Origin of the sequence: Flagellimonas allohymeniacidonis, assembly GCF_004296335.1 — a bacterium.
GTDB classification, from domain to species: domain Bacteria; phylum Bacteroidota; class Bacteroidia; order Flavobacteriales; family Flavobacteriaceae; genus Flagellimonas; species Flagellimonas allohymeniacidonis.
This window is the reverse complement of sequence record NZ_SGIU01000001.1, coordinates 1,364,086-1,385,192: the sequence shown is the minus strand read 5'-3', so window position 1 is coordinate 1,385,192 and position 21,107 is coordinate 1,364,086. Positions and strand designations below refer to the sequence as shown.

The following is a 21,107-nucleotide window of genomic DNA, read 5'->3' as shown; positions in this document are numbered from 1 at the left end:
ACGATAAGCTAAAAAATCTATTTACCAGCGCTGGAATAGGTCTGCCAATCCTGGTCTTTGTAGATATTGTCCCCAAAATAACGGGCAATTTGTAAAAAGGGCTTGGCTTTTTGATAGCCGGGAACTGGAGAGAGCATATTCAAATTTTCATCTAAAAATACAACAGTAGGGTAACTCATTTTCCCCTGTAATAAGGCAGCGGCCAATTCATGATACCCTCTTCGACCGGATGGAATGAACTTAAAGGTCTTACCTTGGTAATTTATAGGTTCCTTACCTTCGGCGTCCATCTTCACCATATAAAAGTTATCCTGCATATAGGTTGCAACCTCGGCATTTTGAAAGGTGTCTTTATCCATCTTTTTGCACCAGCCACACCAGTCCGTATAAACATCCACAAATATTTTCTTGGGATTACTTTCGGTTTGGGCAAGCTCCACTGCTTTTTCCCAGCTTATCCATTGCACGTTTTGTGCCTGAATACCTGAAACAGGAACAATAAAAAACAAAAGATTCAAAATGGTTAAGTAGGTAAAAATTGCGCGCATCTCTCTCGTGTTTTGGGTTTTAGTCCGTCGACTTCTACAAAACTAACGAAAATTGTGCCAAAATAGTGTTTAGGAGAATAGCTCAAGGACCAAAATCAGAATACCCATAAGCAGGCATAAAGGTGAATAGTAGCGAGTGTCAAGTGCTGAAAACTTACTGTTCTTTGAAGTTTTAAAAAAACCCACATATTTAAAGTCGCCAAGGGCTCTTACAAGAAAAATTATCGCAATACCAATCGAAATATTACTGAGCCAAGGAAAATTCAAGTAAAGAATAACCTTATTTAAAAATACAAGGGCAAAACCTAACAGGACCAAACCTACAAAAGTCGCGGCGAGCTTTCCCGGTGTCTTGACTCTTTGGTCGGTACCAATTGCAGGAACCACCCTTTCAGGATCCTTTATACCAAATATTGCCCAATAAAAGTGAAGCATGGCCAAAAAAGTAAGGGTGATTGCTAGGAATATGGCCAATACATCCATATCTATTTGGCAATGGCCTTGGCAGTAGGCGTTTCAAATAATCCTTGGACGTCCACTTGGTTGTGAAGTATATCGTCAAAAGTTTCCCTTTTTCTAATCAAATGCGCTTTTCCATTGTACCAGAGCACCTCGGCTGGGCGGTACCTGGAATTGTAATTGCTGGCCATCGTAAAACAATACGCTCCCGCATTTTTGAAGCAAAGGATATCTCCTTCGGATATTTCATTGATTCGCCGATTGCTTCCAAAAGTATCGGTTTCACAAATGTACCCTACCACGGAGTAATAACGCTCACGCCCTTTGGGATTTGAAATATTGTGAATCTCGTGGGAAGCTCCGTAGAGCATCGGTCGAATTAAATGGTTGAAACCTGAATCCACACTCGCAAATACAGTTGAGGTAGTTTGTTTCACTACATTGACTTTGGCAAGAAAATGCCCAGCTTCGCTAACCAAGAATTTTCCGGGTTCAAAGGCTAGGGTCAGTTCTTTGCCATACTCCTCACAGAATTGATTGAACCGAGTCGTCAATTTTTTCCCGAGTTCTTCAATATTGGTTTCAATATCCCCAGCTTTGTACGGCACCTTGAAGCCACTTCCAAAATCGATGAATTCTAGGTTTTTGAAGTTTTTGGCGGTTTCAAACAGAATTTCTGAGGCATACAGAAACACATCAATATCGAGAATATCACTTCCGGTATGCATATGGATGCCATTAATGTTCATTTTGGTGAGCTCCACAATCCGTAATAAATGTGGAATCTGATGGATGCTAATACCAAATTTTGAATCGATATGTCCTACTGAAATGTTGGAATTGCCACCCGCCATCACATGGGGATTGATACGAATACAAACAGGAACATTGGGGTATCTGCTTCCAAACTGTTCCAAAATGGAAAGATTGTCAATGTTGATCTGTACCCCTAAAGCAGATGCTTCCTCGATTTCCTCCAAGGACACTCCATTAGGAGTAAATATAATGGACTCAGGTTGAAAACCTGCCATCAATCCCAATTTAACTTCTTGAATGGAAACGGTATCCAGTCCGGCTCCCAACACATTCATAAAACGGAGTATGCTGATATTGGATAGCGCTTTTGCGGCGTAATTCAATCGCAAATGGCCAACGCCTTTAAAAGCATGGGTCAGACGTTCGTACTGTGAAGCTATCTTTTCAGCATCATATACGTATAAAGGAGCGCCAAATTCGTCGGCAATTTCCAATAGGGTAGCAGTTTTCATGGGCTATCAAACTTTAAAGCAAATCTAACGGAAGACATTTAGAACCACAAGAATAAGAAACTTAATTAAAAAAAATATAACAAAATGTTTAAAAAATAACAATTGAACAGGAAAAAGCCTTTGTTCTTTAACCCTGTCATTGTACTTTTAAGTCAAATTCGCAGCATGAAATTACCCCTTTTTCCACTGCAGTCCGTTTTTTTTCCAGGAGAAACGGTCCCACTGCACATTTTTGAGGAACGGTATAAACAGCTCATTACGGACTGTAGGAAGGAAGCTTTGACTTTTGGTATTCCTGTTTACATAAACAACACCATTGCATTTGGTACGGAAGTTCAATTGGTTGAGGTGGTTACCACCTACCAAGGTGGAGAAATGGACGTGGTTTGTGTGGCTCGACAGGTATTTCGCATTTTATCGTTCGAAAACCAAATGGAGGGTAAGCTATATGCTGGAGGAGACATTGAATTTTTGGATTCTGAAAATGATGCTGATGATGACCTAAGAAATGAGGTGTTGGAACAGGTTGAACGCTTGTATGATTTAATGGACGTACCCTTTACCAAAATATCACCCAAACAATTCAATAGCTATTCTTTGGCGCACAAAATGGGACTCTCCTTTGAACAAGAATATCGACTTCTCCAAATCCCCAAAGAAACGGACAGGTTGTTGTTCATCAAGGAGCATTTGCAAACAACAACTTCGGTTCTGCAAGAGGTCAATCGAACCAAAGATCTTATTGACATGAATGGACATTTCAAAAATTTTGACCCTTTGGATTTTAAAGATTTTAAAATATGACTTCGTTAGGGTAATTACGCTTCGTTTTCTATTTTTGTCGGCAACTTAAAGTCTGTTTGATAATGAATCTTCACGAATATCAAGGAAAGGAAATTTTGGCCAGTTTTGGCGTACGTATCCAACGTGGCATTGTAGCAAGGAACGCGAAGCAGGCAGTGGATGCCGCAAAGCAGCTCACTCAGGAAACCGGAACCGCTTGGCACGTAATCAAAGCCCAGGTCCATGCAGGTGGTCGTGGAAAAGGAGGAGGTGTCAAATTGGCAAAAAACCTTAAGGAAGTTGAAGAATTGGCTGGAAGCATAATAGGGATGAACCTAATTACCCCCCAAACTTCTGCCGAAGGTAAGAAAGTGCATCAGGTGCTTGTTGCTGAGGACGTGTATTATCCCGGGGATAGCGAAACGAATGAATTTTATATGTCGGTTCTTTTGAACCGTGCTTCGGGGAGAAACATGATCATGTATTCTACCGAAGGAGGTATGGACATTGAAGAAGTAGCGGAGAAAACCCCACATCTTATTTTTACCGAGGAGATTAATCCAGCTACCGGACTTTTGCCTTTTCAGGCAAGACGCATCGCTTTCAATTTGGGACTTTCCGGTGCGGCCTTCAAGGAAATGGTGAAATTTGTTTCTGCCTTGTACAAAGCATACGATCAAAGTGATGCCAGTCTTTTTGAAATCAATCCGGTTTTGAAGACATCAGATGATAAGATCATGGCGGTTGATGCTAAGGTGACCATTGATGACAATGCTCTGTATCGAAGAAAGCCCTACGCTGAAATGCGGGATCTGCGTGAAGAAAATCCGATTGAAGTTGAAGCCCGTGAGGTGGGTCTAAATTATGTAGACCTCGACGGAAATGTAGGCTGTATGGTCAATGGAGCTGGTTTGGCCATGGCCACGATGGATTTGATCAAAATGGCTGGAGGGGAACCTGCCAACTTTTTGGACGTTGGAGGTACTGCCGATGCGAAAAGAGTGGAAGAGGCATTCAGAATCATTCTTAAAGACCCTAATGTAAAAGCTATCCTTATTAATATTTTTGGGGGAATCGTTCGATGCGACCGTGTTGCCCAAGGTGTTGTTGATGCTTATAAAAATATGGGGGATGCCATTAAGGTCCCTATCATCGTTAGGCTTCAAGGAACCAATGCCGAATTAGCCAAAGAGATTATAGATAACTCAGGACTTGCTGTGCATTCCGCTGTACAGTTCCAGGAAGCAGCGGATAAGGTAAAGGAAGTGCTCTCCTAAGGATTATCGTACACATAAATTACAAAGGACCAATTAGGTCCTTTTTTTATGCCTTCTTCCGAAGTCTGGGGGCTACTGTCATAAATTGTGCTAAAAATACCCCAAGGGATTGTTAATTGGGAATCCTGAAAGACACATTTGGATTGCTTTTCTGTCTATTTGATATACATCAATCATTAATCAAAAATAGACATCATGAGAAAACTAAGTATCGCTTCGATTCTGGCGGCTACATTGGTATCGTCCAGTGCAATGGCCAATCCGCCCAAAAAAGACAAGACCCTAACAAGACAAATCCACGAACTTTTGGCCGATAATTCGATTTGTGCCAAGAATCAGGATTTAACGGCAACAGTACTTTTCACTTTAAACGAGGAACAAAGGATTGAGGTATTGGTGGTGCAAACCGATTTTGTGGAAGTAAAAAGATTCTTGACCCGATCATTGAACAATAAAAAGGTTGTTATTCCGGATTTTAAAGAGGGAAGGCAATTTACCGTTGACATTCGAATCGTGCCCAGGCAAGGGAACTAATCCTCGTATAAAATATGGCAGGAATAGGTCCATGTTCTTCTTATTCGAATAAACGCGCAACGTAGGTTTTTAAATCAGTCAATAAAATCCTGGGGAGTCCTCAGGATTTTTTATGCACTAAACCATAGGAGTTTTGAGTTATCTATTAATATCAATCCCAATTCAATGGATACTCGACAGGAGAAGTTGGATATTTTATCCCAAATGATTGCATTTGCCCGGGTAGATCAATCCCTGAAGAACTCTGAATATCAGTTTTTGGTTGGTGTAGCTGCCAATTTGGGGATTAACAAGGACTCTTTTGATGCCTTATTGAAACAAAAGGTGGCCAAACCGGTTTTTAAGTCGCAGGCAGAGCGAATTGTACAGTTTCACCGGCTGGTATTGCTCATGAACATTGATGAAGAACAACATGAGAAAGAAATCCATACACTTCACAACATCGGTTTAAAAATGGGGCTTCCACCCTCAGCGGTGACGCAAGTGCTTCAAATAATGCACAAATATCCCAACAAGCTTGTTCCTCCAGAAGTATTGATTGAAATCTTCAAGGCCCATTACAATTAAATGTCATAATGACAGCTTTCTTTATTAAGAAAATGCCAAAATGGCATTAAAAAGTACATGGTATAGGTTTTGACTTAAGAAAGGTGATTTTGAAGTTTAATATATAATTGAATCACCATGAGTATCGTAAAAAGAAACAACCCATTTTTCCCTTCCCTGGTCAATGAGTTTTTGGGACCAGATTGGTTTGGAGGCGTTGACCGATGGAATACAGATTTACCGGCGGTAAATATTAAGGAAAATGATAGTGGCTTTGCATTGGAACTAGCAGTGCCTGGAGCCAAAAAAGATGATTTTAAAGTGGAAGTGGATAACGATGTTTTGACCATTTCCAGTGAGGCAAAAACCGAAAGCGAAGAATCAAACGAAAATTACACTCGCAAAGAGTTTTCATACACAGCTTTCAAAAGAGCTTTTACACTTCCCGAAACAGTGGATGGTTCTAAGATTGACGCCAAATATGAGAGCGGAATTCTAACGTTGACCCTGCCGAAAAAGGAAGAAGCACTGCCCAAGCCTAAAAGATTAATTTCTATAGGATAAGGGTAGGATGAAAGAACACCAACTTAGGTGTTTCATGATGATTGGTTTAGTTGGTTAGTTGGAGGCGCGTTTCCTTCCTTAATTGGAGGGAGCGCGCTTTCTTTATTCGTGTTCTTGCAATACCTTTATTTCGTCCCTTAACTTGGCCGCTTCCATAAAGTTCAGTTCCTTGGCGGCTTTTTCCATGGCCTTTCTTTTTTCTCGGATCAGTTTTTCTTTTTGATTTGGAGTAAGGTACTCAATATCTGGCTCGGCTGCCCGCAGTTCTTCCTTCTGGAAATGATAGGTGGAAACCGAGTTTTTGGCCAAGGCATTGTCCAGATTTTTGTTCAGTGCTTTGGGAACGATATTGTTATCGAGATTGTAGGACTGCTGTTTTTCCCTTCGATAATCAGTTTCATCAATGGTCTTCTGCATACTCTCCGTAATCGTATCAGCATACATTATGGCCATCCCGTTAAGGTTACGTGCAGCCCTGCCCACAGTCTGGGTCAAGGACCGATTGCTTCTTAAAAACCCTTCCTTATCCGCATCTAAAATGGCTACCAAGGACACCTCAGGTAAGTCGAGCCCCTCTCGTAAAAGATTTACCCCGATCAATACATCAAAAAGGCCCTTGCGGAGATCTTGCATGATTTCCACTCGTTCCAGTGTATCCACATCACTGTGGATGTAGCGGCAGCGTACATCAATTCGTGTTAGGTATTTGGCCAATTCCTCGGCCATACGTTTGGTCAAAGTGGTGACCAAGGTCCGCTCATCGGCTTCCACACGTTTTTGTATTTCCTCCACCAAATCATCAATCTGATTCTTACTGGGTCTCACCTCGATTTCAGGGTCCAAAAGTCCGGTAGGGCGAATTACCTGTTCCACATATACCCCCTGACTGAGTTGCAGCTCATAATCTGCCGGTGTAGCACTTACATAAATTACCTGATTTTGCAGGGCTTCAAATTCTTCAAATTTTAAGGGTCTGTTATCCATCGCTGCGGGAAGCCGAAAGCCATAGTCAACCAAGTTTTCCTTCCTAGAGCGGTCACCGCCGTACATCGCATGTACCTGTGGAATGGTGACATGACTTTCGTCAATTACCATCAGGTAATCCTCTGGAAAGTAATCCAATAAACAGAAGGGTCGTGTACCTGGTTCACGGCCATCCAAATACCTTGAGTAGTTTTCAATTCCGGAACAGTACCCGAGTTCCCGAATCATTTCCAAATCAAAATTGGTGCGTTCCTCCAATCGCTTTGCCTCAAGGGGTCTTCCAATGTCTTTGAAGTAATCGATTTGTTTCACCAGGTCATCCTGAATTTGAACAATGGCATTTTGGAGGATATCCGGAGAGGTAACGAACATGTTCGCCGGATAAATGTTTAGATTCTCGTATACCTCAATTACATTATTATTGAAGGGGTCTAAAGCTTCAATCTCCTCGATTTCATCCCCGAAAAAATGGACTCTGAAAGCATGGTCCGCATATCCGGGGAAAACATCGACCACATCCCCCTTGACCCTAAAATTCCCATTTCTAAAATCCGCTGTTGTCCTTGAGTAGAGACTTTGCACCAATTGCTTTAGAAATTTGGTGCGGGAAATCACCTGGTCTTTATGAATTGAGATTACATTTTTCTGGAATTCTATCGGATTTCCGATTCCATACAAACAGGAGACCGAGGCCACAACCAATACATCCCTTCGGCCTGATAGGAGGGAAGAGGTTGTACTTAAGCGCAATTTTTCAATGTCCTCATTAATGGAAAGGTCCTTTTCAATATAAAGTCCACTGGTTGGAATATAAGCCTCGGGCTGATAGTAGTCATAGTACGATACAAAGTACTCTATAGCATTATTTGGAAAAAATTGTTTGAACTCGGAGTATAACTGCGCAGCCAAGGTCTTGTTATGGGCCAGTACTAGAGTTGGTCGTTGAACTGACTCCACTACATTGGCAATGGTAAATGTTTTACCGGACCCTGTAACGCCCAACAAGGTTTGGTGGGGTTCATTGGTCTCCACTCCTTCCACAAGTTGTTGTATGGCTTGAGGTTGATCTCCGGTGGGATCAAATTCTGAAACTACTTGAAACTTCATGGAATAAAATTACGAAAGAGCCACACCAAAAAAGAAAGATTATGAATCTATTAGCGCTTTAGGGCAAAATGACCTTGCACCATTCTATTTTGGTTATCCACGGCCTTAAACCAATAATCACCGGAAGGAAGTGGGTTGCCATTAAAGGTACCATCCCAGCCAAGGGAGTTTTGATCAATTTGCTTCAAAAACATGCCGTAGCGATCAAATATTTGAATACTCTGCAAAACGATCTGTTCCCCAGTTTTCGGTTGAATGAATTGCCAAAAATCATTGATGGTATCCCCGTTGGGAGTAAAAAATTTGGGAAAACCCTCAACGGTCAAATCTTGAACAAGAGTTTCTTCCACTATACCGCAACCACCTTTGTCCCGTACATAAAAGGTACTTGTGCCTGGTGTAACACCAGAAAATTGGTTGCTGTCTTGGTAGGGCCCATCAATATTGTTAATGGCGTATTCGTAATCCCCAGACCCAGACACTTCAACAGTAACATCAAGTCCCAAGGCGGTTTCGCGAACTCTGAGGTTATCAATGCGCGGTGTTTCCGAAGAAACCACCTCAAAATCCAAAATTACAGGGCATTCCAAAACACCTTCAGCCTGTGGCGAAAAATTGAAAGCTTCTAAAAAAAACGTTCCATTTTCGGTGATGGTCACCTGGTTTCCCTCTTCAAGTATGGTGTTATTGCCAAATTGATCCACACTGACCCACCGATACCCATCTGCGCCTGGAGGAGCTTCCAGAACCAAAGGCTCATTGTTTTTACAAAAAGAAAATACCGTTGGGAATTCGATATCTGGGAACAAATCCACAAAATCTCCCGTTGTAAGATCTAAAAATGGGCCACAGCCCAAGGCTGTTGAAAAGGACTCTTGCGGGCATCCTATAGCAGAACCTGAAGGATTGAAAGGAACGATGGTGATGAAAAAGGTTCTATTCTCATCAAAATCAATTACAAAGGTAGAATTTGTAAAAAAACTTGCTTCATCCAAGATATCGTTTCCATCCGGAGTGGTGCCAATGGTCACCCTATATCCAGTCGCTTCCGGTACCTCAACCCACTCGATAAATGGTGTAAGGGGTACATTGACTTCCCCGTTAGCCGGACTGATCAAACTGGTACAGCCAGGTAGGGGTGCCACGTCCCTTGTTGTGAATTCATATTCCTCGCAGTTAACCGCATCTCCATTTTCATTGTATGGAATAATCCGAACATAAATGTCTTGATTGGGAGGCAGTTGCCCCGGAGGATTAAAAGTCAATACGTTCCCTACATCTTGCAATGGAAAGATTTCATTGCCCCCTGGAGAGGTACCCAAGGCAACTCTATAGCCCGTCGCTCTTGGGGCATAATCCCATGAAATATTGGTAAATACACTTACATCGGTGGCGTTGTCAACCGGTGTTCGGATGTTTGTGCAGCTGGGCGGTGTTACCACATCTTCCGTAAAAAAGGACTGTCCCTGGCAGATGATGTCATCTCCCCCTTGAAAAAGAAAATCCAAAACAATGGTTACAAAAACCTCAGTATTCTCAGGCATTCCACGGGGCGGGGTGTAGGCAGTGGAGCTTCCTACCGAAGCTTGGGCAATATCCCCAAGACCAGGAGCTGTCCCCAACCGTATTTGATAGCCGGGAATTCCGGCAACAGCATTCCATACGATAGTTGCATCAACAGGTACATTGGTTGCACCATCCAATGGGGTGATCAAACTTGGACAACTCTGTCCAAGACCAATTGCTGTGGAGCAAAGGGTAAGAAAAAGAGCAATTTTTTTAAGCATCTCTCAGTGTTCCAACACTGTAAGATACTACAAATCACGTTTTTTTAATAGTGCATAGGATAAATAGACAAAAATAGCTGTCCAACCGAGTACAATCAAAATTTCATACCACTGAACATGATAGTCTAGTACAATTTCCTCTCCTACTTGATCTGCTACGGTCTGAACTGCCTCCAATCTAGTGATAGGTTCCTTGATGAGGTTGTACATGGACTGCAAGGGAAAGAATCCCATAACAAATTCTGTTGTCTCTTTATTGAAGAGTTTCCATCGTATAAGACCTGTGGTGATTCCTTCTATGATTTGCCAAATAACCAGAAAGCCCAAGGAGAATGCAGAACGCTTCACCAAAATTCCCAAAAACAAGCAAAAGGAAAAGAACCCGACAAGTTTTACAAAAAAGGCCATGACAAATTCCAGATCGGAAAAAATGATGGAAAATTCATCGTAATCCGAATAAATTCCTCCCAAAATCAAGGATACCACAAAGACAAAGACGGTGGATATCAGTGCAAATGAGATGACGGTCAAAAATTTGGAGAGAATGAATTCTTTCTTTGAAAGCCCATCTATCAAGTTTTGTTTGATGGTCTTATTGCTATATTCGTTGGCCATCATGGAAACAATCACAATAGCCAGAAAAAGTTTAAAAAAGGCGGTGACAAAGGTGTTGAAATGCCAGATGTAGGGGAAGTTGAAAATTCCAATTTCAGCCAAGTGAAATTTTATGGGACCTATGTCGAACTTGATGGCTGCAATCAGGGCAATTGATGTAAGCAACACAAAATAGGAGGTAATCAAGATTTTACTCGCCCTATTGTTCCAAAGTTTGATGAATTCTATTTGAAGTAAGCGTACCATTCGTTTTTTTGATTATTGGTTTTTGGTCAAGGTTAAAAACTGCTCCTCAAGGCTTTCTTTGCGTTTTACCAAATGGGAGAGCACCATCCCTTCTTCAAAAAGAAGCTTGTTGAGGGCCTCAGCATTCATTTCTTCTTTTAAAAAGGCAGTGAGGGTACCATTTTCTTGGCTGATTTTTCCAAAACTTGCATGTTTTTCAAGAAGGTTTTTGAGTTTTTCCATATGGGTGGTCCGCAGTTCAAAAAAGCCGTGGCTTGCCATCATACCGTCCACAGGTCCCGAATAAAGTTTCTCTCCTTTTCTGAGGATAACCACATGTGAGCATACTTTTTCCACTTCATCCAAAAGGTGCGAGGCCAAGAGAATCGTGGTGCCTTGGGTAGCAATTCTTTTTATGATTTCACGAATTTGATGGATTCCCTGAGGGTCCAATCCGTTGGTAGGCTCATCCAGAATTAAAATTTCAGGGTCGTTGAGCAATGCCGAAGCTATGGCCAGTCGTTGTTTCATACCCAAGGAATAGGTTCTGAATTTACTGTTCCTACGCTCCCAAAGGCCAACCAGCTCTAATTTCTCCTGAATTTTTTCATTGGATACCTCTTTGATCTTACAGACCAGAGAAAGATTCTGTATCGCGGTCATATACGGATAAAAGTTGGGCCGCTCAATAATGGCACCTACTTTTTTAAGGGCATCATGCGTGGAAGTTGTGCCATCGAACCAGCTAAATTCCCCCGAGGTTCTATTGACGACATTCAGGATGATTCCCAAGGTTGTGGATTTCCCACTTCCGTTAGGTCCCAAAATACCGTACACATTTCCTTTTTCAATGGTAAAGGACAAATCCTTTACCGCAGTGAGGTATCCGAATTTTTTAGTGAGGTTGTTGACGGTTAGTATTGTATTCAAAGTGACGTCGTTTTTTGATTTGTTTGTAGTAACTTGACGAAATATGCTTGTTTTTGTTACAAAATAATGAAAGAATGGCCGAGGAAAAATTGATGTCGAAAAAAAAGCCTGCCTATCCAGTCAATAAAAAACTGGATGGTTACTTGGATCGGTATAGCCGTAAAATTGAGATTCCCATTTTCTATGAGGATTTACTGCGGTTTTCGGGTTCTGTTGTAGTTTACGATGCGGATGGCGATGACACACTCTGGGTCAGGGTATACTATTCGGATTTTGACCGGGAAGAAATTGATTCAAGCCTCAAAAAGGTTTATTCCATTTTGCATTCGGATGGAAGTGAGCGCATTTTGGATTATTTGAACATTGATGCAGTCGACTACTGTACTTTTGGGAATTCCAAACCTTTTCGTATTAAGGTGCGAAATATTCTCAACGACAACTACACCTATTTCTATGTAAAAAAAACCGATGCTTCCCGGGTGTACGGGCTGGAACTTGAGCACATGCTCTCCCCGTATAATCTTAATTTTTTGGTCCATCGAGACACCTTGATAGAAGAACATATCGCCGGAATTCCTGGGGATGTTTTTATCAAGGACTTTTTACCCAAGTGTACTGAAAGCGAAAAATCACAGCTTGCCAAAGAGTTTGTAAAGTTCAATGAACGTTGTATGATTCGTCTTTTGGGCGATATGAGGTCTTACAACTATGTTATTGTACCGGTACATGATTTTGATCATGTGGTGTATCGAATCCGGGCCATTGACTTTGACCAACAATGTTTTGAGGGCAATTTAAAGGTGTATCGCCCCCAATTTTTTAAAGAAAACTACCAAATGGTGCAGTTGGTAAGCACCAAACTTCAGAAGTACTCTGTGGATCAATACAAGATTGAAGAACGGTCCATAGTTGCCAAAAGAATCATCAGCTCAGGAAATCGCATCAAGCGTTTGATCAATATTGCCAAAACCGATAACATTTCTCTACAAGAGAACATCGAGATGCTAAAAATGCAGATTTACGATTTAACCTTGGATATGAAATTCAAGAAAAGTGGGACCATGGGTCAAGTTTTGGCCGAAGCGTTGGACTTCGTTAAGCGCAATTACCAAGACGTCAGTATGAAGCAAATCATTGAGAAAAAGTTTTAATCTTTATAAGGGATAATTTGATTAACTCTTCTGCTCCTTATTGAAATAGACCAAATAGTAGTACATCTGTCTTTCTTCGTCCCAACCCTTTTCAACAAATTTTTCCGCTGATTCTGGGTTGATGAAATCCATTTTTATTTGGATGTTGGTATCCAACTGAATTACATTTTTTATTTTTTTTCGCGCATCGGAAACTGCTTTGTTGGCGATATCGAAATTGGAGACATCTTCTATGCTGAACTTAGGGCCCTTTTCAACCTTATAGTGTTTAAATTCAGGAATCAACTCCGGATTTTCCATTACCTCGTTTAGAAAGGAACTTTCCTCAAAGGCATCATTCTTTGCAAAATGATTGACTGCCCGGTTCATAAAAAGCACCTCTTGTTGCTTGTCTTCTGCGGGAAGAACAACATCCTTGGCAAAATTCTGGCAAAACTTCAGGTAATTCTTGGTGTAGAAATTCTCATCGGTCAAAGGCTCCAGACCCAAGAAGCTTTCTAACCAATATTTGGCGTCATATCGGTTGCTGTCCACAGATAAAACCTTATAACCCTCCTCTTTGTCAACATTAAAAACGATACAGCCTTTGTCTAGCTTGTTGATATTGATGCCCTGTCGAACTAAAATATCAAGATTCTCCTCTTTCTCCTCAAATTGAAGAAAATCGTGTTTTAATTCACTTTTGAATATGCCAACGGCATCGATTTTTTGATTGTCCAAAACCACATCTGAAAGATGGGCAATATAGACCTCACCACTTTTAATATGGGGATGACTGGACTGATCATAGAGATATGAGGTGATTTTCTTGGAAATCGCATGTGATTGGGACGGGTTTTCAAACAGTTGTGCAATGGATTTAAAAATCTCATTGAATTCCAGGTCAACTTCATTTGAAAAACGATAATAATTCTCCTCTTTTTCTCTAAAGGGTCTAAAAAAATATTCCTTTAGCAGTCCTGCCATCTCATCGGTCAAGGAGAAAGGGGAGGAGGACAGAAAAGTGGGTTCATTTTTGCTTTTGTTTCCAACACGGTGCAGGGAAACACTTTCGATTTGGGTGGGATATAAATTGAGCATGTTCTTTATCAGAGTTTTTTACAATGGGAATGAATGTGCTATTTTTTTAATTGTGCTAAGCTGCGTTGCTATAGTGGTTTAGATGAATCAATTCCAATTTTCATCAAAGTCCAAATCATCATAATTGTCAATCGAATCGTCAAAGTCTATTGAGGGTTTGGACTCAAATCTTTTTTCCGGTGGAGCATCGGGAAGTTCTCCAAAACTGAATAAAAGGTTGGGATAGGTTTGTCCATCTTCCTTTTCAACAATATCGGCAAGTTCAACGAAAAAGGTCCACATGCTCAAAAAATCGTAAACGTAAATTAATTTAGGGCTTTCTTCGGTAAGCACATCCTCTAGGATGGTTTCCCCCATAAGACGTGTTTCGGCACCATTTTCGCCCATATCGAAAAGAGCAATTTCCTCATCTTGGTTCCATTCTTCATCGCAGGTATAGAATGAGGCCATTTCGCTCCCCATGAAACCAAAAGCCTGTGTGATGGCATTATGGAAATCCTCTAAAGTACTCATGTGCTCAATCTCCAAATCCCTGAAAATGTCTTCTTCGGCATCAAGGATTATCCTAATCTTATATATCATCCCAAAATTTTATGAGTGGGTGCAAATTTAAGAAGTTTTCGGAGTAGTTCTTGGATTTATCACATCCAAAACCAAGCTGAACTGAGCACCAAAAAGAATAGAGGCCAAAACCAAGTGTGCGGGCTGACTTCCGAAGGGAAAATCGATGTAGTACATGGCGATGCCAGTAAGTATCTCCAGTCCGATAAGCCCCATTACCCAATTCATTTGGTTTAGGGGCAACTTTCTTTTCCTGACAGCGTACCACAAGTATGCGTTGAGCGCAAAAACCAAAATGGAAAAGGAACGGTGGACATAAAATTGAAAGGTCGGGTCTTTTAACCACAAGTCTTTCATTTGTTCACCCACCAAGTCAATCTGCTCATCGACAAATTGTCGGACCTGGGTCCCCAAAACGATTTGCACTAAAGTCAATACCAGTGCAAAACCCATCAAATATTGAAGCGATTTAGCGACTTGGAGTTTTTTATGGGTGACTTTGGACAAATGTATGATGTAGAGTAGCATAGCCACTATTACAAGGGCCATAACCATATGTAGCGTTATTTTCACTGGTTCCAAGACGGAATATACTACGGTTGCTCCCAGCCATGCCTGAAAGCCCATGCCAAAAACCGTTAGCCATGAAAGCAGGACAATTCTTTTTTTAGTGCTCCAATACTTCAATGAGAAAATGGCAAGAAGCAGTACGGCCAATCCCGCAAGCGCTCCAAATAAGCGGTTGATGTACTCTATCCATGTATGCCACACATTAAAAATTGCATAATCATGTTTGGTATAAAGATCCCAATGGCTATCCGTGAAGGTTTCAGTGCTTGTAAAATTCGTATTGGCCACCAATAATTGTTCCTCTTTAATGATGACCTGGCCCTTTTCAAATTCTCGATTGGGTTCCCATAGCAAGGTTTGTTCATCGGTAGGGGGGATGTAATAACCAAAGCATTTAGGCCAATCAGGACAACCCATCCCGCTTCCGGTCATACGAACCACTGCTCCGGCCACAATAACCAAATAGACCAATACTAAGCTTATTTTTGCGAGTTTTCGAAAGGATAATTTCATTGTGAAACAGGTTTTAGGCCCAAGGATTCGCCTTTTTTCAGCATAAATTGATAGGCAGCATCATGTTCATTGGGAATTACTCCTTCCAATATGGCTTCTTTGATGGCCTCTTTGATGATTCCTATTTCCTTTGAGGGTTTTAAGTCAAAAACTTCCATGATTTCTTCTCCGGTGACTGGGGGTTGAAAGTTTCGAATCTTGTCACGCTCTTCCACTTCAACAATTTTCTGTCGTACGAGCTTGAAATTGTTTTTGTATTTCCGTTGTTTTCTGGGATTTTTTGTTGTGATGTCCGCTTCACAAAGGGTCATAAGATCATCAACATAGTCACCTGCATCAAAAACCAGTCGCCTAACCGCTGAGTCGGTCACGTGATCCTCAGCTAAAATGATGGGGCGGGAACTCATGAGCACCATCTTTTGCACAAACTTCATTTTTTCATTTAAGGGAAGACGCAATCTTTTAAAAAGCTTATAGACCATTTTTGAACCCAAAAACTCATGACCGTGGAAGGTCCAACCCACTTTTTTGCTAAAACGTTTGGTTGGGGCCTTGCCAATGTCGTGGAGAAGGGCGGCCCATCGTAGCCATAGGTCATCCGTGATTTTGGCAATATTGTCCACCACTTCGAGAGTATGCCAAAAGTTATCCTTGTGCCGTTGTCCTTCTACCTCTTCAATTCCTTGGAGTGCTGTAAGTTCGGGCAGAACAATCGGAAGGAGTTCTGTTTGATGCATCAAGGCCAGTCCAACAGAAGGCTTATCACACATTAAAATTTTGTTCAATTCATCAACGATCCGCTCTTTCGACACAATTTTGATACGCTCTTTATGCGCAGCAATTGCTCGGAGGGATTCAATTTCGATGGAAAAATCAAGCTGGGCTGCAAATCGAATCGCCCGCATCATGCGAAGTGGGTCATCGGAATAGGTGACCCCGGGCTCCAAAGGGGTTCGAATTAACTTTCGATTCAAATCCCCAATTCCATCAAAGGGGTCGATAAGCGCTCCAAAATTTTCTGGGTTTAGTGAAATGGCGAGCGCATTAATGGTGAAATCCCTTCGATTTTGATCATCCCCCAAAGTGCCATCTTCCACTACAGGTTTTCTACTATCGCGATGGTAACTTTCCTTTCTGGCACCAACAAACTCCAACTCCAACTCCTTGTGCTTGACCATGGCCGTTCCAAAATTCTTGAAAATAGAAACCTGTGGTTTTCCCTTAAGTTTGGTAGCCACTTTTTTCGCAAGTTCGATGCCACTTCCTGTTACAACAATATCGATATCCTTAGGAATGCGTTTTTCAAGCAAATAATCCCGAACAAATCCTCCAATCACATAACAGTCCTGTCCAATTTCTTGGGAAGTATCTCCAATGAGTTTAAAAATGGGCTGCTGTATTGCTTTTGTATGGAGTTCTTTCGTCATTCTATTCCCTGATCACCTTTACCTGTCCGTCATTCCCAAGTTTTATGATTGAGGAGGGCGGAGCGTTTTTGTTTTCAAGAGGCAAATTTACCACATAGTCAACTCCTTTTAAAATTTCGTTGCTAACAGAATCAAAGTTATTAGGTGTGGGCATACCTGAAATGTTGGCTGAAGTCGAAACTATAGGTTTTCCAAATTTTTGAATCATTCGTTGGCAAAAGTTGTCTGAGGCCACCCGAATCGCCAAAGTGTTGTCCTCAGCCACCAAATTTTGAGCTATTCCGATGGGTTCGTCAAAAACAATTGTGGTAGGTTTTGTGGCTAAGTCCATAATATCATAGGCTACATCTGGAACCTGTTTTACATAACGCTCAAGCATCGCCTGATTGGAAACAAGGCATACCAAGGCCTTACTATCTTCCCTTTTTTTAAGGGCATAAACTTTTTGGACTGCATCAGGATTCGTGGCATCACAGCCAATTCCCCAAACCGTATCCGTAGGATACACTATTAAATTTCCTTTGTTTAATGCTTCGATGCATGTATTGATTTCCGTTGTCAAATTTTAAAGCTTTAAGTTAAAATGTTCGGTAAGGGCCAACCACTGTGTCCGGTTTTTGTCCTCAGAAATATTGATTTTTTTAAGCGAAACTTTTTGTGATCCCCAAATGGGAATAGGTTCCTTTACCGCATAACTGGAAGGTATGGAAACAGTACCTTTTAACAATGCCATGGCCTTAAACCAAAGGTCGTCCGCTTTAGGGGCCAACTTCATGTACAGGACTTTATCCAACACCTGTGGGTGTAAAACATCGTGAGGATATAAAGTTCCGCCAGCTCCAATGGGCAAAGCATTGTTCACTTTTGTGCAAGGCATTTTTGTGAAGGGCCAATCCTTGTACGATAGTAATTGTTCATTTTTATCATACGCTATGCACCTTACTTGATTTGCAACAATTTTGTTCGGAAAATCCTTGTGCATTTTGTAGAGTTGAGACAGCCAGTTGGATCTATACATCATATCATCATCGCAGGTAATGACGGTGGATTGGGGGTAAATTTTCAAAGTCTCAACCAACTTACGATGTGAACTTGTTTCTTCGGAATATCTGATTTCGAAAATGGACCCCACCAAGGCCGACAGTTTTTTGGGAATCTTGCTCTCAAGATCTTTGTGAAGCCACAATACTATTTTCTCGGGAAGCACATTCTGATTTAAAATGCTACGGATGGCTAGATGAACAATGGACAGTCGCGAAGGAATGGATGCCAAGGAAACCATAATGGGAAGCTGTTTTTTGCTTGCTACCAGTTTTTCCTTGGATTTGTACGTAAGTTTTGTTTGGGAATATAGAGAAAGAGGTATTTCTTTGACCTTCATCAAGAATTGATTTGAATCGCAAAATTAAACATCCGAACGTTAATATTAATCTCATATTTTTGTGATTATGAACAGAGCCCAAGGAGAACAACCCAAAATTTCTGTAATTGTAAGTACGTATAACTCCGAGGAATGGTTACGGAAGGTATTATGGGGATTTAATTGTCAGATTTTCAAGAACTTCGAAGTGGTTATCGCGGATGATGGGTCCAGACCCACAACCAAAGAACTCATCGACGTAATGCGAAAAGAGGTTTTTTATGATATCGTCCATGTCTGGCAAGAAGACGATGGCTTCCAAAAATCTCGAATTTTGAATAAAGCCCTGGAGTCCTGCAACGCGGAATATGTTATCATGACGGACGGAGATTGCATTCCAAGGGAAGATTTTACAGAGGTTCACTATATCAATAAGGAGAAGGGATACTTTATTTCTGGAGGGTACTACATGCTTCCCATGAATATTTCCAAAATGATTACCCAAGAGGATATTCAAAAACAACATTGTTTTAGTATTAATTGGCTCAAAGACAAGGGCATTCCAAAAACCTTTAAGAACAACAAGCTTACCGCCAGCGGCTGGATTTCAAAACTATTGAACACCTTTACCCCCACAAATGCAAGTTGGAATGGACATAACTCTTCCGGATGGAAAAAGGATATTTTAAACGTAAATGGCTTCGATGAACGAATGCAGTATGGAGGACAGGACAGGGAGCTAGGGGAGCGTTTGTTCAATTTCGGAATCAAATCCAAACAACTGAGATATAGCGCGGTCTGCGTGCACTTAGATCATAAGAGGGGATATAAAACTCCCGAATCAATTGCGAAAAATTTGGAAATACGAAGAAAGACCAGGAACCAAAAACGGGTTTGGACCCACTATGGCATCACCAAGTAATAAGTAAGCTCATTTTTCTTTTCCAGCCTTTTTAATTCTCTAAATCGTTCCAGTACCCCTAGCGCATTCAGATAAGAAATGATGATTCCTTTTTTCCCATCTAGGATACCCAAACGGATGATGTAGTGATAGAAAAACTTCCAAGCTGGTTTGATGAGCATAAGTAAATAATTGAAATGCTTTTCCTTATAGAAAGCTTCTTTTGCCTTCAATTGTCCATACCGCAGCATCTTACCTTTATAGTCTTCATAATCCTTGTAGCAATAGTGGATTAATTTTTCCTTTAAAACACAAGAAGAACCATCGACCTCTAAGGTCTCATGGACTATTTTCTTATCGGTAAATTTTGCTTTGCTTTTTCTAAAAAGTCTGTGGTTTTTATCGGTTTGCCAACCACTAAAGTGCAATGGCTCATTTTGAAACATGAACTTTCTATAAAACCAGTAAGCTTCACAGGCATCTGGATTGCTTATAGTCTGCACTATTTCTTTTTCCAAATTCGGAGTAACGACTTCATCGGCATCAACAAAAAGTATCCAATCATGTGTTGCTTGTCCAAGTGCATAGGATTTTTGCGCCGTAAAATTCTCAAAAGGATTTTGAATTACTCTTACTTTTGGGTGCTCCATCAGGTACTCATAGGTACCATCAGTGCTAAAAGAATCCACAACGAGAATTTCATCTGCAAAGGATATGGATTCGATGCATCTTTCAATATAACCTACTTCATTATAGGTTATGATCAGAGCTGACAATTTTTGTCTTGGGGTCCTCAACTCAGCCATAATTTATTGGTATCCGCGTTTGGTGTTTACAAAATTATAACAAAAAAACAAGGATAAAATTGTTTTCGGATGTAATTTTCTTACATGTCTCCGAATTGTGAATTTATCCAATTCTTTGTTGGTAACTCGCGAAATTAGGTTGTTTTGTAGCTAAAAGATGTCAAAAACGCAAAGGGTTGCTTCCATTATCGAAAATCTTTTAGATTGCTTGAAGACAAAGACTTTTTTGAACTAAACTGCCACGCTATGTTCACGTAAGGCATCGTTCAAGGAAGTCTTTTTATCTGTGCTTTCTTTTCTTTTTCCAATGATTAATGCACAAGGTACTTGGTAATCGCCCGCAGGGAAAGTCTTGGTATAACTTCCGGGGATGACAACAGATCTTGCAGGAACTCTTCCCTTTAGCTCAACAGGTTCCGTACCCGTAATGTCAATAATCTTAGTGGAACCTGTCAAAACCACATTGGCCCCTAAAACGGCTTCTTTTTCCACGCGTACTCCTTCAACAACAATACATCTTGAGCCGATAAACGCATTGTCCTCAATAATCACAGGAGCCGCCTGTAAGGGTTCCAGTACTCCGCCAATACCTACGCCACCGCTCAGGTGCACATTTTTCCCGATTTGGGCGCAACTTCCTACCGTGGCCCAGGTATCGACCATGGTGCCTTCATCAACGTAAGCACCGATGTTTACATAACTAGGCATTAAAATGGTTCCTTTTGAAATATACGCTCCATGTCTCGCCACAGCATGCGGAACAACTCGAATCCCTTTTTCTTCGTATCCTCGTTTTAACGGGATTTTATCGTGATATTCAAAGATTCCCGCCTCAAGCACTTCCATTTTTTGTATAGGGAAATAGAGCACGACACCCTTCTTGACCCATTCATTGATTTGCCAACCATTTTCCGTAGGTTCAGCGCAGCGCAATTCGCCAGAATCAATTCGGTTGATGACTTCGCGAATTGCATTTTGTGTCTTTTCAGTTTTCAGTAATTCCCTATTATCCCAGGCTTCTTCAATAAGTGCTCTTAATTCGGTCATTCTTAATTTTTTCGCAAAGATAGTCGGACGGGATTGAATATTGACCCCTATTTTAAACCCGTAA

Annotated in this window: 22 protein-coding genes; 7 read left to right on the top strand and 15 right to left on the bottom strand. The window is 41.1% G+C overall.

Features of this window, described 5'->3' with window-relative positions; genetic code table 11:
* Window positions 1-17 precede the first annotated feature (17 nt).
* The 3 genes from EW142_RS06305 to lysA all read right to left on the bottom strand — a co-directional run bounded on the left by EW142_RS06305 (window position 18) and on the right by lysA (window position 2,275).
* Entirely contained in the window at window positions 18-548 is a 531-nt protein-coding gene (locus EW142_RS06305) for a thioredoxin family protein (RefSeq protein ID WP_130611237.1), read from the bottom strand.
* Window positions 549-617: 69 nt separating this feature from the next.
* Window positions 618-983 (bottom strand): DUF3995 domain-containing protein, encoded by a 366-nt coding sequence (locus EW142_RS06300; RefSeq protein ID WP_240740184.1) that lies wholly within the window; start codon window positions 981-983, stop codon window positions 618-620.
* 50 nt (window positions 984-1,033) lie between these two features.
* The gene (gene lysA / locus EW142_RS06295) at window positions 1,034-2,275 is read right to left on the bottom strand and encodes a diaminopimelate decarboxylase (protein WP_130611232.1); all 1,242 of its coding nucleotides are present in this window, start codon (window positions 2,273-2,275) and stop codon (window positions 1,034-1,036) included.
* A 165-nt stretch (window positions 2,276-2,440) separates the two neighbouring features.
* Between lysA and EW142_RS06290 the strand changes: the two genes are divergently transcribed.
* The 5 genes from EW142_RS06290 (at window position 2,441) to EW142_RS06270 (ending at window position 5,979) form a co-directional block, all read left to right on the top strand.
* Window positions 2,441-3,079 (top strand): LON peptidase substrate-binding domain-containing protein, encoded by a 639-nt coding sequence (locus EW142_RS06290; protein ID WP_130611229.1) that lies wholly within the window; start codon window positions 2,441-2,443, stop codon window positions 3,077-3,079.
* Between the two features lie 62 nt (window positions 3,080-3,141).
* Window positions 3,142-4,335, top strand: coding sequence for an ADP-forming succinate--CoA ligase subunit beta (gene sucC, locus EW142_RS06285; protein WP_130611226.1), 1,194 nt, complete (start codon window positions 3,142-3,144; stop codon window positions 4,333-4,335).
* A gap of 195 nt (window positions 4,336-4,530) precedes the next feature.
* A complete protein-coding gene (locus tag EW142_RS06280) occupies window positions 4,531-4,869 on the top strand; it encodes a hypothetical protein (RefSeq protein ID WP_130611223.1) in 339 nt (112 codons plus the stop codon).
* 165 nt (window positions 4,870-5,034) lie between these two features.
* On the top strand, window positions 5,035-5,436 hold the full coding sequence (locus tag EW142_RS06275) for a TerB family tellurite resistance protein (RefSeq protein ID WP_130611220.1): 402 nt from the start codon (window positions 5,035-5,037) through the stop codon (window positions 5,434-5,436).
* 117 nt (window positions 5,437-5,553) lie between these two features.
* Window positions 5,554-5,979, top strand: a complete 426-nt coding sequence (locus EW142_RS06270) for an Hsp20/alpha crystallin family protein (RefSeq protein WP_130611217.1) — start codon at window positions 5,554-5,556, stop codon at window positions 5,977-5,979.
* 102 nt (window positions 5,980-6,081) lie between these two features.
* Here the strand turns inward: EW142_RS06270 and uvrB are convergent, their stop codons facing one another.
* The 4 genes from uvrB to EW142_RS06250 are packed head-to-tail and all read right to left on the bottom strand — an operon-like array spanning window position 6,082 to window position 11,627.
* Window positions 6,082-8,070: an excinuclease ABC subunit UvrB gene (uvrB, locus tag EW142_RS06265; protein ID WP_130611214.1), complete on the bottom strand. Its 1,989-nt coding sequence runs from the start codon at window positions 8,068-8,070 to the stop codon at window positions 6,082-6,084.
* A 50-nt stretch (window positions 8,071-8,120) separates the two neighbouring features.
* Window positions 8,121-9,857 carry a T9SS type B sorting domain-containing protein gene (locus EW142_RS06260; RefSeq protein ID WP_130611211.1) on the bottom strand — a complete coding sequence of 579 codons (1,737 nt, stop codon included), beginning with the start codon at window positions 9,855-9,857 and terminating at the stop codon, window positions 8,121-8,123.
* A 27-nt stretch (window positions 9,858-9,884) separates the two neighbouring features.
* Window positions 9,885-10,718, bottom strand: coding sequence for an ABC transporter permease (locus EW142_RS06255; RefSeq protein WP_130611208.1), 834 nt, complete (start codon window positions 10,716-10,718; stop codon window positions 9,885-9,887).
* 12 nt (window positions 10,719-10,730) lie between these two features.
* The gene (locus EW142_RS06250) at window positions 10,731-11,627 is read right to left on the bottom strand and encodes an ABC transporter ATP-binding protein (protein ID WP_130611205.1); all 897 of its coding nucleotides are present in this window, start codon (window positions 11,625-11,627) and stop codon (window positions 10,731-10,733) included.
* Window positions 11,628-11,701: 74 nt separating this feature from the next.
* Between EW142_RS06250 and EW142_RS06245 the strand changes: the two genes are divergently transcribed.
* Window positions 11,702-12,778: a hypothetical protein gene (locus EW142_RS06245; protein ID WP_130611202.1), complete on the top strand. Its 1,077-nt coding sequence runs from the start codon at window positions 11,702-11,704 to the stop codon at window positions 12,776-12,778.
* A 21-nt stretch (window positions 12,779-12,799) separates the two neighbouring features.
* On the opposite strand, the gene EW142_RS06240 is transcribed toward EW142_RS06245, so the two are convergent.
* From EW142_RS06240 to EW142_RS06215, 6 genes are all read right to left on the bottom strand, one after another.
* The gene (locus EW142_RS06240) at window positions 12,800-13,858 is read right to left on the bottom strand and encodes a nucleoid-associated protein (RefSeq protein WP_130611200.1); all 1,059 of its coding nucleotides are present in this window, start codon (window positions 13,856-13,858) and stop codon (window positions 12,800-12,802) included.
* Window positions 13,859-13,945: 87 nt separating this feature from the next.
* Complete coding sequence (locus EW142_RS06235; protein WP_130611197.1) at window positions 13,946-14,440, bottom strand: IS1096 element passenger TnpR family protein; 495 nt, start codon at window positions 14,438-14,440, stop codon at window positions 13,946-13,948.
* A gap of 27 nt (window positions 14,441-14,467) precedes the next feature.
* Window positions 14,468-15,502: a COX15/CtaA family protein gene (locus tag EW142_RS06230; RefSeq protein WP_130611194.1), complete on the bottom strand. Its 1,035-nt coding sequence runs from the start codon at window positions 15,500-15,502 to the stop codon at window positions 14,468-14,470.
* A complete protein-coding gene (locus EW142_RS06225; RefSeq protein WP_130611191.1) occupies window positions 15,499-16,929 on the bottom strand; it encodes a CCA tRNA nucleotidyltransferase in 1,431 nt (476 codons plus the stop codon). The genes EW142_RS06230 and EW142_RS06225 overlap by 4 nt, the downstream gene beginning before the upstream one ends.
* Window position 16,930: 1 nt before the next feature.
* Entirely contained in the window at window positions 16,931-17,491 is a 561-nt protein-coding gene (locus EW142_RS06220) for an L-threonylcarbamoyladenylate synthase (protein WP_130611189.1), read from the bottom strand.
* Between the two features lie 3 nt (window positions 17,492-17,494).
* A complete protein-coding gene (locus EW142_RS06215) occupies window positions 17,495-18,310 on the bottom strand; it encodes a zinc-binding alcohol dehydrogenase (RefSeq protein WP_130611186.1) in 816 nt (271 codons plus the stop codon).
* A gap of 67 nt (window positions 18,311-18,377) precedes the next feature.
* Here EW142_RS06215 and EW142_RS06210 point away from each other — a divergent pair, with 67 nt between their 5' ends.
* On the top strand, window positions 18,378-19,211 hold the full coding sequence (locus EW142_RS06210; RefSeq protein ID WP_130611183.1) for a glycosyltransferase family 2 protein: 834 nt from the start codon (window positions 18,378-18,380) through the stop codon (window positions 19,209-19,211).
* Here the strand turns inward: EW142_RS06210 and EW142_RS06205 are convergent.
* Entirely contained in the window at window positions 19,193-19,996 is an 804-nt protein-coding gene (locus EW142_RS06205) for a glycosyltransferase family 2 protein (RefSeq protein WP_130611180.1), read from the bottom strand. The two genes, EW142_RS06210 and EW142_RS06205, sit on opposite strands and share 19 nt — an antisense overlap.
* 231 nt (window positions 19,997-20,227) lie before the next feature.
* A complete protein-coding gene (locus EW142_RS06200; protein ID WP_130611177.1) occupies window positions 20,228-21,043 on the bottom strand; it encodes a 2,3,4,5-tetrahydropyridine-2,6-dicarboxylate N-succinyltransferase in 816 nt (271 codons plus the stop codon).
* Window positions 21,044-21,107: the final 64 nt, after the last annotated feature.